This window comes from Pseudoalteromonas sp. MT33b (assembly GCF_014117385.1).
Classification (GTDB): domain Bacteria; phylum Pseudomonadota; class Gammaproteobacteria; order Enterobacterales; family Alteromonadaceae; genus Pseudoalteromonas; species Pseudoalteromonas lipolytica.
Map to the genome: position 1 here is coordinate 1,856,660 of NZ_CP059831.1, position 13,668 is coordinate 1,870,327.

The following is a 13,668-nucleotide window of genomic DNA, read 5'->3' on the forward strand; positions in this document are numbered from 1 at the left end:
GTTAGTTTTTAACCTTTTTGCATTACCAGCTGAAGGCCCAGCCAAGCCATAAATATACACACCACCACGTTTAAGGTGATATTGAGGGCCATTTTAAAAAAGTGACCTTGTTGCAACAGCAACAACGAATCCATTGAGAATGTTGAAAAGGTGGTCAATGCACCTAAAAAGCCAATACCAATTAAGGTCTTAGCAGGGCTAACAGCGATTATTTCTTTTTCAATCAAGCCGTATAAAATGCCCATTAACAATGAACCAAGAATATTAACTGTCAACGTGCCAAAAGGGAATCCCCTACCCAGCAGTTTTAGCATTGTTTCGCTAAGAAAATAGCGTAAGCAAGCGCCTGATGCGCCACCCAATGCAATCATCATGTAAAGTTTTAAACTATTCATAACGTTTAAAATCACTTTGCTCATTTCGCTGCGTTAAATAATCCAGCTTTTGTTTTATTTTTTGCTCAAGCCCGCGATCCGTAGGAAAGTAATACTGCCTATCGCTAATAGCTTCAGGAAAATATTTTTCGCCTGCGGCAAATGCGCCTTCTTCGTTATGCGCATAACGATACTCAGCACCATAGCCCAAATCTTTCATTAGGCTGGTAGGTGCATTACGCAGGTGCTCTGGTACAGGGTAACTAGGTTCATTTTGCGCATCGTGCTTGGCCTGATTAAAAGCCATATACACAGCATTGCTCTTAGGCGCACTGGCTAAATAGAGCGTGGCTTGCGCTATGGCACGTTCACCTTCACTTGGCCCCACTCGCTGATAAATATCCCATGCATTGAGTGCAACTTCCATAGCGCGAGGGTCTGCATTGCCGATATCTTCTGTCGCGATGGCTAATAAACGTCTTGCAACATATAACGGGTCGCCCCCCCCCGCTAAAATACGGCAATACCAATATAAAGCACCATCGGGTGAGCTGCCTCGTACAGACTTATGAAACGCAGAGATTAGATCGTAAAACTCATCGCCCCCTTTGTCATATTTCGCTAAATGCGTTGGCAGCACTTGACTTAAAACATGCTGATCAATTAGGTAATTACCTTGTTTTTCAGTGGTTAAATCAACGGCTTGTTCAAGTAAATTGAGTACTTTACGGGCATCACCGTCGCTGGCTTGGCAAAGTGCCTGCTTTGCGTTATCGGCAATGACGATGTTTTTTTCACTTAGCTCTACATCATCACGTAATGCGCGCTCAATCACATTGTGTAAATCGGTTTGCTCTAACGCTTTAAGTACATAAACACGCGCACGTGAAAGTATGGCGTTATTGAGTGCAAACGAAGGATTTTCTGTGGTGGCGCCAACAAAAATAAACGTGCCGTCTTCTATGTGAGGCAAGAAGGCATCTTGTTGTGATTTATTAAAACGGTGTACTTCGTCGACAAATAATAGCGTACGCTGACCTCGCCCAGCAAGGTTAGCTTTGGCTTCATTGACCGCTTCACGGATGTCTTTTACGCCAGCGGTGACAGCAGACATTTGAATAAGACTTGCATCTGCATGATTAGCAATAATTTGCGCAAGAGTGGTTTTGCCAACCCCCGGCGGGCCCCACAAAATCAGGCTGTGGCAGCGCCCAGCTAAAATTGCTTGGTATAGCGGTTTATCAGGGCTTAAAAGATGTTGCTGACCAATGTAGTCATTCAATGTTTCAGGTCGCATGCGCGCCGCAAGTGGGCGCACATCAGGACCAAAATTAAATCCTAGATTACTCAAGCCCTATTCACCTTGGCTTTGATCATCAACTTCAACACCTTCAGGAATGATAAATTCAAAGGTCGTCGTAGCCAATGGTTGATTAACCTGAGCATCTTTAAAGGTAAATAACGATTGCTGACCCGAGGTATCCATCACGGTCAATGAAGATAAAGCCTGTTTATCATCACTGAATGCAATATCAAGTTGCTCAACTTGGCTTTCTATGCCTTTATTTGGTGTAACACTAAAGCCTGTATCGGTGGCCAATACTTGGTATTTAGCCCACTGCTCAGGGTCTTTTGATGTAAGTAGCACAAACGGGGTTGAATCTATCAGACTATGGGTATTCATTATGGTAACTTGCTCAGCGAAGCTATCAAAATAATAGGTTTTTTCGCCGTTAGAAACAAATAACGTTTCATCTGGACTTTGCTGTTGCCAGCGAATCATCATAGGTTGCTGGAGCGCAATATTGCCCTCACCTTGCATAATGGCTTCGCCCTGTGCATCGGTTACTTTTTGTATAAATTGCGCTTTAAAACTGTTAATTGTGCCAAGTTGCTGTTGCAATGCTTGGCTGTCGTCAGCACGACTCTGACCGCTTAATAAACACCCTACTATTAGGGTTAACACTGTAATTTTTTTCATTAATTTGCTCCACCATTGGGCACTAATACTTCTCGGGCACCATTATGACCTGGCGCACTGACAATGCCTGACGTTTCCATTTGTTCCACTAAACGTGCTGCGCGGTTATAACCAACGCGAAGCTTACGTTGTACACTCGATACCGACACTTTGCCGGTTTCTATCACAAATGATACTGCTTCATCGTAAAGCGGATCTGACTCTTCATCACCGTCTTCACTGGTTTCTCCTGGTAGTAAAATTTCTTCTGTGGCATCACCATTTAAAATTTCATCAATGTAATTTGGCTTGCCCCGTTTCTTCCAATCGTCGACCACGGCATGAACTTCATGATCATCAACAAATGCACCGTGAACACGCACAGGCACGCTGGTGCCAGGCGGTAAGTAAAGCATATCACCCATACCCAGTAAGTTTTCAGCACCTTGTTGGTCTAAAATGGTGCGCGAGTCAATCTTACTTGATACTTGGAACGCCATACGCGTTGGAATATTCGCTTTAATTAAACCCGTTATAACATCAACCGACGGGCGCTGTGTTGCAAGCACTAAGTGAATACCTGCTGCACGGGCTTTTTGTGCAATACGTGCAATTAGCTCTTCTACTTTTTTACCGACAATCATCATCATGTCAGCAAATTCATCAATCACCACGACAATACTAGGCAGTTTACCCAGCTCTTCAGGGCCATCAGCCATGCCGTCAGTGTCTTTAAAAAGTGGATCAAGGATCGGTTGACCGGCCTCTTTCGCATCCAATACTTTTTGGTTGTAACCTTTTAAGTTACGCACACCCAGTGCCGACATCAGCTTATAACGACGCTCCATTTCCCCCACACACCAACGCAGTGCATTAGCCGCTTCTTTCATGTCTGTGACCACTTCACACAATAAATGCGGAATACCTTCGTACACAGAAAGTTCAAGCATTTTAGGGTCTATCATAATCATACGTACATCATCAGGCCCTGATTTGTACAGTAAGCTTAATATCATTACATTAACGCCCACTGACTTACCTGAACCGGTTGTACCAGCGACAAGTAAATGAGGCATTTTACCCAAGTCAGCACACACAGGCTCACCGGCAATATCTTTTCCTAATACCATGGTTAATGGTGATGGGTTTGACTCAAACTTAGGGGCATTGATTACTTCGCTTAAACGCACGATTTCGCGGTGTTTATTCGGCAACTCAATACCTACATAGGTTTTACCCGGAATAACCTCAACAACACGCACACTGACAGCAGACAGCGAGCGCGCTAAATCTTTTGCAAGACCGGTGATTTTCGCCACTTTAATACCCGGTGCTAAATCGAGTTCAAAACGCGTAACAACAGGGCCTGGGTATACGCCGACAACCGTGGCTTGAATATTAAAATCAAGCAATTTAGTTTCAACTAAACGTGAAATGCCATCAAGCTCTTCTTGCGATAATGGGTTCTTCGCTTTATCTGGGCGGTCTAACAGCTCAAGCGACGGTAACGGGGTTGCTGGCGGTTGCTCTTCTAATAAGGCCTCAAATTTTTCTTTTGCAGTAGGAGGTGGCTGATACGCAGGCTTTACCTTTGGCATTGGGCGTGCAGGAGAGACAACCGTTGTCGTTGGCTTTTCAGGTTCAACAACGGGGCTTTGATCAAGCGCATTGAGAGCTGATACAGTGTCAAACGATTCATCATCAAGCGCACTAAAACCGATTTCTTGATCTAAAATATCGTCAAGTTCATCAAAACCATTAAATTCAGACTCTGTTTTTTTAGCTGGTTTTGCAGCCGCTTTTTCTTGAGCAGGTTGGTTTACATCGGGTTCGGTAAAACCAATTGAAGGCTCACTATCAGGCTCGACAAAATTCGCATCGGGTTCTGATGAAAGAACAGCTTTATTTGCGTCTTTTTCGCGTTGAAGCCAGGCCGACAAGTGCTTGCGTGTAAAATAAAAGGCACGCATTACCCAATCACCTAAGAAGTCAACAAATTGCACCCATGACACACCCGTTAAAAGCGTTAAGCCTGCGAAAAAGAAACACAGTAATAAAATAGATGTGCCAGTAAAATTAAAGGTCGGCATCATCGCCGAGGCAATAACGTCCCCTACTACCCCGCCCGATGAAAAATTATAAATATCGTCAAAATTGATGCTGCTAATCGCGGTTGCAGAGGTAATAAATAAAGCAAAACCAATGATTCTTAAAGCCAGCGTGGTGTAATCAAGTTGGAATATGCGATGGGGCTGCTTAAATAATAAGTAACCAAATAACTGAATAGCCGCTGGCACCAAATAGGCAAGCCAGCCAAATGTAAGCAATAAGATATCTGCTATCCACGCACCTGCTGTGCCGGTAATATTCTTTACATTAACAAATTCACCGGTTTGCGACCATGATGGGTCGGCAGGATCAAAACTGATTAATGCACATAAAATAAATACTGCAGCAAAGGTGCTGATAATTAGCCCAGTCTCTAACAGTCTTTGAACACCATTTAGGCGCATAGCTCCCTATTCCTTATTATTCTTTACTCATCGATTAGCAGTGAAATACATTAGCAGGAAATGCCGTTTGTTGCACTTTATCTTAACCATGATGGACTGATAATGAACAAGTTTTTGTTACTCTTTGTTTATTTTAACAGTTTATGCAATATAAGGACGAATAATCACCCCTTGCTCACCTTTTACTTCTTCCATCACGACGTAGGTACGGCTCTCACTTACATTAGGTAACTTAAGTAAGATATCACCCAGTACGTTACGGTATTCTGACATGTCATTAACGCGGGTCTTCAATAAAAAGTCGAAATTACCCGAAACAAGGTGACACTCAATTATTTCATCGTGCTTTTTTACCGCCGCATTAAATTCTTCAAATACATCAGGTGAGGTTTTCGTAATCGTGACCTCAACGTACACCGACAACCCCTGACCCAATTTTGCAGGATCAACAACTGCTTTGTACCCGAGTATGTAGCCTTCTCTTTCAAGCTTCTTTACACGCTCTAAACACGGGGTCGCACTTAAGCCTACACGCCTTGCTAACTCTACGTTAGAGAGCCTTCCATCAAGCTGTAATTCCATTAAAATTTTTCGGTCTATTCTGTCAAGTAATTGATGCATACGCCAAACCAGAGCTTTACACTGTTAAAATATATTTTTTAGATTATATCACTACAAATGAACTTAAAAAAGGTGAGACACACTGCCATGTCATGAATATAATAGTCGAAAATTTTATCCCGTTCTATTAAGGCGAAAAACTATGATTATTGGTGTACCAAAAGAAATTAAAAACCATGAATACCGTGTAGGTATGGTTCCTGCGAGTGTTCGTGAACTAGTAAACCATGGCCACCAAGTGTTCGTTGAAACTGATGCAGGTATGGGCATTGGCTTCACTAACGAAGATTATATTGCAGCAGGCGCTGAAATTTTACCTACCCCAGCTGACGTTTTTGCTAAAGCTGAAATGATCGTAAAAGTAAAAGAGCCACAAGCGGTTGAGCGTGCAATGTTACGCGAAGACCAAATTCTATTTACTTACCTTCACCTAGCACCCGATCTTCCACAAACTGAAGACCTTGTTAAAAGTGGCGCAATCTGTATCGCTTACGAAACAGTAACAGACGCTCGTGGCGGTTTACCACTTCTAGCACCGATGAGTGAAGTTGCTGGTCGTATGTCAATCCAAGCTGGTGCACAAGCGCTAGAAAAGTCGAACCACGGCCGTGGTATGTTACTTGGTGGTGTACCAGGTGTTGAGCCAGCTAAAGTTGTTGTTATCGGCGGCGGCATGGTTGGTCGTAGTGCAGCACAAATGGCAGTTGGCCTAGGTGCAGATGTGGTTGTTTTAGACCGTAACATCGATGTATTACGTGCACTAGACGCTCAGTTTGGTAACAAAGTGAAAGCGATTTACTCAACCGCTGATGCGCTAGAGAAACACGTACTAGAAGCTGACCTTGTGATCGGTGGCGTACTAATCCCAGGTGCTGCAGCGCCTAAATTAGTGACAGCTGAACACATTAAAGCAATGAAGCCTGGTTCTGCAATCGTTGACGTTGCAATCGACCAAGGTGGTTGTATCGCGACTTCAAAAGCGACGACACACGCTGATCCTACTTACATTGTTGATGACGTTGTTCACTACTGTGTTGCAAACATGCCAGGTGCTGTTCCACGTACTTCTACGTTCGCACTTAATAACGCAACATTACCGTTTATCATCAACCTTGCTAACAAAGGCTATAAGAAAGCGCTTCTTGACGATGCACACTTCTTAAAAGGCTTAAACGTGATTAAAGGCCAAGTTACTTACAAAGAAGTAGCTGAAGCATTCAACATGGAATATGTTGACCCACGTACAGCAGTTGAAAATGCTTAATTAGCATTGTGAAACAAAAAAGCAGCGATATCGCTGCTTTTTTTCGTCTCAAAAAACACAAGACTCTGTTTATCTGGTTGATAGTTAGATAAATCGTTTGATTATAAAATCAACTTTCACACGTTTGGCCTGACCCAGTAATTTTTTTACAGGCGCTGGGTAGTCATCCATCGTTTCTAAATCTTGCGGGCCTGATAAGCGTCGGCAATGAGTTAATATCGCCTGCTTTTCTTGCTCTATTTGCTTTAGTATATGCTGCTGCGGATCGTCAATTAAAATACCATTTTCAATATCAAGCCCCCATGCACGCGGATTTAAATTATGCCCGCTTAACAGATGCAAACGCTTGTCAGAGCAAATCCCTTTTAAATGGAATGAGTTGCTCTCGTGTTTCCACAGATAAACGTTAAGGTTACCATTGGCGATATGACGCTTTTGCGATTTTAAAAATTTATACAAAATGGTTTCGTATAAATATGGCAGTGCACCAATTTTACTAAACGGCTCAGATGGCGGTAAGTAAAAGTCGTTTGCTGTTTTATCTCCCACCACAATGGTCACGTTTTTACCTTGTTTTAAAAGGCGACGTAACGAGCGCATCAACGGTGCAGGGAAATTAAAATACGGCGTGTAAAGAATGAGTTCGTGCTCTGTTGTATCAAACAATGATTTGATTAAGCGGTTTAGCTTATTGCTACGCCGACCTAAACCCAAAAACAAACGCACTCCTAACTCACCAGCACTTGCCTCAGCCGCACTGTCATAACTTGCTGATTTTAGATCTCTCATTAATTGCTTTTGAGCAACTTTGATATCATTGAATTGAGTTAACGGACGCGTATCAATGCGTGGAACAGCTGCAGAGCTCAATAAATGTGTGTTAATAAATTCGATGACCGAATTACACAAGCCTGCTTGGTGAACTAAAAAATAACGGTCAAGACGATAACGATCATCCTGTTGTAAATAAACATTATTTAAGCTCGCACCGCTGTAAAGTAAGGTGTCGTCAATTACGAAGCCTTTTAAATGTAATACCCCAAAAAGCTCTTTCGCTTTTACGGGTACACCATACACTTTAACGTTTGACTGATATTTTTCTTGAAAATCACAATACATGCTGGCATTGCCATCAGACTTGGCAGCACCAATTAAGCCCCGTTGAGCACGATGAAAGTCTACTAACACGTTTACTTCCAACTCAGGATTCGCTAAAGACGCCTCATGTAAGGCTTTTAAAACCTCTTGACCCGCTTCATCGTCTTGCAAATATAAAGCAGTAATATAAATTCTTTTCGTCGCCGAACGAATTAGACGCAATAGTTCAGTGCGATACTCTCTCGCATTGGTTAAGACTTGGACGTCTTCTGTAGTCAGCCCAAATGCGGGCTTTTCCTGCCAAAATACCATAATTGCCTGTTCGTTTATCTAGCCTAAAGTCTAAGCTAATATCAAAATTAGCTAAAACATACCAAAAAAATATTGCTTGGTCATGAATTAACGCACTTTGCTACGCTAATACTTCACTATTAGCTCGTTTTATAAGCAAAAAGAGGCATTTAAATTTTATTAAGTAAGGATTGTTTGACAGCTTCGCGATTTACTTAAAAAAATAATCCGCCCTTTTGTTTACTTCCGCCTTGTTTTTCTTAGAATCGGGCGCATAGACATCGTATCAAAACGTTTTTAGGAAAAACCATGAGTGACGCAAAACACTGTAAATTACTAATTTTAGGTTCTGGCCCTGCTGGCTACACTGCTGCTGTATATGCTGCACGTGCAAACCTTAACCCTGTTCTTATCACGGGTATTCAACAAGGTGGTCAATTAACAACGACAACTGAAGTTGAAAACTGGCCGGGTGATGCTCACGGCCTAACAGGCCCAGCATTAATGGAACGTATGAAAGAACACGCTGAACGTTTTGAAACTGAAATTGTGTTCGACCACATTAACAAAGTAGATGTATCTAAGCGTCCTTTCACTCTAACAGGTGATTCTGGTACGTATACGTGTGATGCACTTATTATCGCAACAGGCGCATCAGCTAAATACTTAGGCTTAGAGTCTGAAACAAACTTCCAAGGTCGTGGTGTTTCAGCCTGTGCAACGTGCGATGGTTTCTTTTATCGTGGTCAAAAGGTTGCTGTTGTAGGCGGTGGTAATACGGCTGTTGAAGAAGCGTTATATTTATCAAATATTGCAGCAGAAGTTCACGTGGTTCATCGCCGTGATAGCTTCCGCAGTGAAAAAATCTTAGCAGACCGCCTTAAAGAAAAAGCTGAAAATGGTAATGTTGTCTTACACTATAACCGTACCCTAGACGAAGTATTAGGTGATGAAATGGGTGTAACCGGTATTCGCATTAAAGCCACGGATTCTGATGAGACTGAGAATTTAGATCTTGCCGGTGTATTCATTGCAATTGGTCATAAGCCAAACACGGATATGTTTGCAGGTCAGCTTGAAATGAAAGACGGCTACTTAGTGGTTGAATCTGGCTTAAACGGTAACGCAACACAAACAAGCGTACCGGGTGTTTTTGCTGCGGGTGATGTATGTGACCATATTTATCGACAAGCCATCACATCAGCCGGTACAGGCTGTATGGCAGCACTTGATGCAGAGCGCTTCCTAGACAATCTGTAACCAGCGATTTAAAACACCTTTTTAAAATACCAAGGGGCTATACAGCCCCTTTTTTTAGGCAAAAATTTTGCTAAAATTATCAAAAAAAATAATGAATCCGCTGCAATGACAAAGCAAATTTATCAACTTCCTGAATCAGGTGTTGATTTCCCCAACCCTGAGCATGCCCTTGACGAGCCTGATGGCCTTTTAGCAATTGGCGGTGGGTTATCTGTTGCGCGCTTAAAGAACGCCTATCAATCCGGTATATTCCCTTGGTTTAGTGATTATGAGCCGATTATGTGGTGGTCACCTAGCCTGCGAGGCATCATTGAACTTGACGAGTTTCATGTTAGTCGTAGCTTAAAAAAATATTTAAAGCGCTCTGCGTTTCGCGTCACGATTAATCATGCTTTTTCTCACGTGATTTCAGCTTGCCGTGAACAACGCTTAGACGCAGAAGGTACGTGGATCACTGAGCAAATGATGGATGCTTACATTCAAGCCCATCAACAAGGTCTTGCACACAGTGTCGAGATTTGGCATGACAATGAGTTAGTCGCCGGTCTCTATGGCATTATGCAACATGGCGTATTTTGTGGAGAGTCGATGTTTCACCAAGTATCAAACGGCTCAAAACTAGCGATGTGGGCACTCGTTAACTGGCTAAAGAAACACAATGCTCATTTTATTGATTGTCAGTTAGAGAACCCTTATTTGCTAACTTTAGGTGCAAAAGTTATCCCACGTAGTGAATTTTTAACTAGACTTAAGTTAGCAAAAAACTATGTTCCCACAGCAGACATGTGGCAACCACAAGAGTTGATAAATATTTATGACTGAGCATTTACCCGCTAGGCTTGGTTTGAGCCAGCAATTTGATTGCAGTTATTTACCGGATCGCCAAGAGCAGCTCCTCGTTATATTGGACCCAAGTTGCTATTGCCCTGATAAATTTGAACAATTGTTAGCATTGGGGTTTAGGCGCAGTGGTGACCAAATATATCGTCCTCACTGCCCTGTTTGTAACGCCTGTAATTCAGTGCGTGTCTTAGCGCAACAATTTACGCCTTCTAAATCACAAAAACGTAAACTAAACAAAGCAGACAAACTTTTTACGGTTAGTTACAGTGAATATGAACGCGCAGAATATTACCCTCTTTATTGCAAGTACATTACGCAACGACATCAAGATGGCTCTATGTTTCCGCCTGATCAGAACCAATATGAAAGCTTTTTATTTTGCCAATGGTTGCCTGTGACATTTATTGAACTGCGAGAAGGTGACAAGCTCGTTGCTGTAGCAGTCACCGACTGCATGCACAATGCAGTTTCCGCAATTTACACATTTTTTGATCCCGATTATGAGAAGTACAGCATTGGTAGTATCATGATCATGCAGCAAATTAAGTTTGCTAAACAACAAGCAAAACAATTTGTCTATTTGGGCTATCAAATCGACGAATGTGACAAAATGAAATACAAAACCCAATTTTTGCCCGCAGAAAAGCATCTTGGCGATCACTGGTTGGCGATTTAATTTACAAATTTGAGCCCTGTAGCTTTACTTATTGCTGTATTTTCGGCAAAATCTGCAGCGTTTAACTATTAAAGAGGTGTTACGCTAAACATGGCGAAAGAAGACGTAATCGAAATGCAAGGTACGGTCCTTGATACTTTACCAAATACAATGTTCCGAGTTGAGCTAGAAAATGGTCACGTAGTTGTGGCTCATATCTCTGGAAAAATGCGCAAAAACTATATCCGCATCTTAACTGGCGACAAAGTAACCGTAGAAATGACTCCTTACGATTTATCGAAAGGTCGCATCGTATTCCGTGCTCGCTAAGTTAGTGCGATAACGAGAGATTTAGCTTTTTGCTGCTTTGAATGGGCAGGTGTGTTTATTACAAAGAGCTAAAAGCGTTTATTAAATGGTGTTCAAACTACCCTAGTTTCAATTCCATTTAATAAACAAAAAGCCCAGCATTAGCTGGGCTTTTTGTTTTCTGCCTTTTAAACCTTACGCTGTTTCGAGGTTTGTTTCATATTCAAAGTGAATTTTCTTGTCCTTAACCGACACTTTCACTGAACCACCCGCGGCCAGCTCACCAAATAGAATTTCATTGGCCAACGGCTTTTTGAGCTCGTCTTGAATCACACGCGCCATTGGCCGTGCGCCCATTGCTTTGTCGTAACCTTTATCAGCCAACCATTCACGTGCTTTAGATGTCAGTTCAAGATTAACAGACTTCTTATCTAGCTGAGCTTGAAGCTCAACAATGAATTTATCAACAACCTGCAAAATAACGTCTTTTTCAAGGTGATTAAACCAAATAATGTTATCTAAGCGGTTTCTAAATTCAGGTGAAAAGACCTTGTTAATCTCAGTCATGGCATCGTGAGAATGATCTTGCTCTGTAAAGCCTATCGATTTACGCACAGTCTCTTGTACACCGGCGTTGGTTGTCATTACCACTACCACATTTCTAAAGTCGGCTTTACGGCCGTTATTATCCGTTAAGGTGCCGTGATCCATCACTTGTAATAAAATGTTGTAGATATCTGGATGCGCTTTTTCAATTTCATCAAGCAACACCACCGCGTGCGGGTTTTTGATAACGGCTTCGGTTAATAATCCACCTTGCTCAAAGCCAACATAGCCTGGAGGCGCACCAATCAAACGGCTTACTGCGTGACGTTCAACGTATTCAGACATATCAAAGCGAATAAACTCAACCCCCATGCACTTAGCTAACTGCTTAGTGACCTCTGTTTTACCAACACCCGTTGGGCCTGCAAATAAGAACGACCCCACAGGTTTATCTTCATTTGCGAGTCCAGAGCGAGATAAACGAATAGCCGAAGTTAATGCATCAATTGATTGATCTTGACCAAATACAAGCATCTTCAAGTTACGATCAAGGTTCTTCAATGTTTCTTTATCACTTGAAGAAACGCTTTGCTGTGGTATACGCGCCATTTTTGACACAATTAACTCGATATCAGCTACACCAATGGTTTTTTTGCGTTTTGATATCGGTTGTAGGCGCTGATTTGCACCGGCTTCGTCAATCACATCAATCGCTTTGTCAGGTAAATGACGCTCATTAATGTATTTTGCGCTCAGCTCAGCAGCTGCCTTAAGGGCTTTTTGCGTGTAACGAATACCATGATGCTCTTCGTAACGCTCTTTTAAGCCATTGAGGATTTTCGTTGTATCAGCCACACTTGGTTCAAGTACATCAATTTTTTGGAAACGACGTACCAGAGCACGGTCTTTCTCAAAAATATTTTTATACTCGTTGTAAGTGGTCGAGCCCATACAACGTAATTTACCACTTGAAAGTAACGGCTTAATTAAGTTAGACGCATCCATTACACCACCAGACGCAGCACCCGCACCAATAATGGTATGTATCTCATCGATAAATAAAATTGAATGCGGTTTAGCTTGCAGCTCTTTTAGTAACGATTTAAAACGTTTTTCAAAGTCGCCGCGGTATTTTGTACCGGCTAATAATGCGCCCATATCAAGTGAATAAACAACCGCATCGGCTATTACATCAGGCACTTCGTTTTTCACAATACGATAAGCAAGGCCTTCAGCAATGGCTGTTTTACCTACCCCTGCTTCACCAACCAACAATGGATTATTTTTCTTACGACGGCATAATACTTGTACCGTACGCTCGACTTCATTATCACGGCCAACAAGCGGATCGATATTTCCTTCAATCGCTTGCTGATTGAGGTTTGTTGTAAAGTTTTCAAGTTTAGTCGGCTCTTCGCCTTGCACCTCTTGTACTTCTTCATGAATATCATCATGGTCATCGCCACCGATATCATCATCGGCTTTCGAAATACCATGCGAAATGAAGTTAACGATGTCTAAACGATTTACATCCGCTTTTTTAAGTAAATAAACAGCTTGGCTTTCTTGTTCAGAGAAAATAGCCACAAGTACATTTACGCCTGTTACTTCGTTCTTACCTGACGATTGCACATGAAACACCGCGCGTTGAAGCACACGTTGAAAACCCAATGTAGGCTGTGTTTCTCTGTCTTCTTCTAAGTCAGGAATAACCGGCGTTGTTTCGTCGATAAAATCTGATAACTCAACTTTTAACGCGCTCATATCTACACCACAGGCGTTAAGCGCTTCTCCAGCAGAAGGGTTATCGAGCAGCGCGAGTAAAAGATGCTCGACGGTCATAAATTCATGTCGGCGCGTTCTTGCTTCGCGAAACGCCGCATTCAAGGTTAGTTCTAAGTCTTTGTTTAGCATTGGCAACCCCTTACTGAGAT

Annotated in this window: 12 protein-coding genes; 5 read left to right on the forward strand and 7 right to left on the reverse strand. The window is 42.3% G+C overall.

Annotated elements, in window-relative coordinates:
• Positions 1–8 precede the first annotated feature (8 nt).
• The 5 genes from crcB to lrp all read right to left on the reverse strand — a co-directional run bounded on the left by crcB (position 9) and on the right by lrp (position 5,468).
• A complete protein-coding gene (crcB, locus tag H3302_RS08550) occupies positions 9–395 on the reverse strand; it encodes a fluoride efflux transporter CrcB (RefSeq protein WP_074989576.1) in 387 nt (128 codons plus the stop codon).
• Entirely contained in the window at positions 388–1,725 is a 1,338-nt protein-coding gene (locus tag H3302_RS08555; RefSeq protein ID WP_065979978.1) for a replication-associated recombination protein A, read from the reverse strand. The genes crcB and H3302_RS08555 overlap by 8 nt, the downstream gene beginning before the upstream one ends.
• Positions 1,726–1,728: 3 nt before the next feature.
• Entirely contained in the window at positions 1,729–2,355 is a 627-nt protein-coding gene (lolA, locus tag H3302_RS08560; RefSeq protein WP_036968132.1) for an outer membrane lipoprotein chaperone LolA, read from the reverse strand.
• A complete protein-coding gene (locus H3302_RS08565) occupies positions 2,355–4,847 on the reverse strand; it encodes a DNA translocase FtsK (RefSeq protein ID WP_182394920.1) in 2,493 nt (830 codons plus the stop codon). The genes lolA and H3302_RS08565 overlap by 1 nt, the downstream gene beginning before the upstream one ends.
• 141 nt (positions 4,848–4,988) lie before the next feature.
• Positions 4,989–5,468 (reverse strand): leucine-responsive transcriptional regulator Lrp, encoded by a 480-nt coding sequence (gene lrp / locus H3302_RS08570; protein WP_036968123.1) that lies wholly within the window; start codon positions 5,466–5,468, stop codon positions 4,989–4,991.
• Positions 5,469–5,610: 142 nt separating this feature from the next.
• On the opposite strand from lrp, the gene ald reads away from it, so the two are divergent.
• Positions 5,611–6,732, forward strand: a complete 1,122-nt coding sequence (gene ald, locus H3302_RS08575) for an alanine dehydrogenase (RefSeq protein ID WP_036968120.1) — start codon at positions 5,611–5,613, stop codon at positions 6,730–6,732.
• An 84-nt stretch (positions 6,733–6,816) separates the two neighbouring features.
• On the opposite strand, the gene pssA is transcribed toward ald, so the two are convergent.
• Entirely contained in the window at positions 6,817–8,142 is a 1,326-nt protein-coding gene (gene pssA, locus H3302_RS08580) for a CDP-diacylglycerol--serine O-phosphatidyltransferase (protein ID WP_182394922.1), read from the reverse strand.
• Between the two features lie 288 nt (positions 8,143–8,430).
• Here pssA and trxB point away from each other — a divergent pair, with 288 nt between their 5' ends.
• From trxB to infA, 4 genes are all read left to right on the forward strand, one after another.
• Positions 8,431–9,381, forward strand: a complete 951-nt coding sequence (gene trxB, locus H3302_RS08585) for a thioredoxin-disulfide reductase (protein WP_036968114.1) — start codon at positions 8,431–8,433, stop codon at positions 9,379–9,381.
• A gap of 105 nt (positions 9,382–9,486) precedes the next feature.
• Positions 9,487–10,203, forward strand: coding sequence for a leucyl/phenylalanyl-tRNA--protein transferase (aat, locus tag H3302_RS08590; RefSeq protein WP_036968111.1), 717 nt, complete (start codon positions 9,487–9,489; stop codon positions 10,201–10,203).
• Complete coding sequence (locus H3302_RS08595; protein WP_036968108.1) at positions 10,196–10,900, forward strand: arginyltransferase; 705 nt, start codon at positions 10,196–10,198, stop codon at positions 10,898–10,900. The genes aat and H3302_RS08595 overlap by 8 nt, the downstream gene beginning before the upstream one ends.
• 90 nt (positions 10,901–10,990) lie before the next feature.
• Complete coding sequence (infA, locus tag H3302_RS08600) at positions 10,991–11,209, forward strand: translation initiation factor IF-1 (protein WP_002962494.1); 219 nt, start codon at positions 10,991–10,993, stop codon at positions 11,207–11,209.
• A 174-nt stretch (positions 11,210–11,383) separates the two neighbouring features.
• Here infA and clpA read toward each other — a convergent pair whose 3' ends face one another.
• Complete coding sequence (clpA, locus tag H3302_RS08605) at positions 11,384–13,648, reverse strand: ATP-dependent Clp protease ATP-binding subunit ClpA (protein WP_036968105.1); 2,265 nt, start codon at positions 13,646–13,648, stop codon at positions 11,384–11,386.
• Positions 13,649–13,668: the final 20 nt, after the last annotated feature.

Coding starts and splice junctions, on each gene's coding strand:
- aat (WP_036968111.1), top strand. CDS start 9,487: ATGACAAAGCAAATTTATCAACTTCCTGAATCAGGTGTTGATTTCCCC.
- H3302_RS08595 (WP_036968108.1), top strand. CDS start 10,196: ATGACTGAGCATTTACCCGCTAGGCTTGGTTTGAGCCAGCAATTTGAT.
- trxB (WP_036968114.1), top strand. CDS start 8,431: ATGAGTGACGCAAAACACTGTAAATTACTAATTTTAGGTTCTGGCCCT.
- infA (WP_002962494.1), top strand. CDS start 10,991: ATGGCGAAAGAAGACGTAATCGAAATGCAAGGTACGGTCCTTGATACT.
- crcB (WP_074989576.1), bottom strand. CDS start 395: ATGAATAGTTTAAAACTTTACATGATGATTGCATTGGGTGGCGCATCA.
- ald (WP_036968120.1), top strand. CDS start 5,611: ATGATTATTGGTGTACCAAAAGAAATTAAAAACCATGAATACCGTGTA.
- lolA (WP_036968132.1), bottom strand. CDS start 2,355: ATGAAAAAAATTACAGTGTTAACCCTAATAGTAGGGTGTTTATTAAGC.
- lrp (WP_036968123.1), bottom strand. CDS start 5,468: ATGCATCAATTACTTGACAGAATAGACCGAAAAATTTTAATGGAATTA.
- pssA (WP_182394922.1), bottom strand. CDS start 8,142: ATGGTATTTTGGCAGGAAAAGCCCGCATTTGGGCTGACTACAGAAGAC.
- H3302_RS08565 (WP_182394920.1), bottom strand. CDS start 4,847: ATGCGCCTAAATGGTGTTCAAAGACTGTTAGAGACTGGGCTAATTATC.
- clpA (WP_036968105.1), bottom strand. CDS start 13,648: ATGCTAAACAAAGACTTAGAACTAACCTTGAATGCGGCGTTTCGCGAA.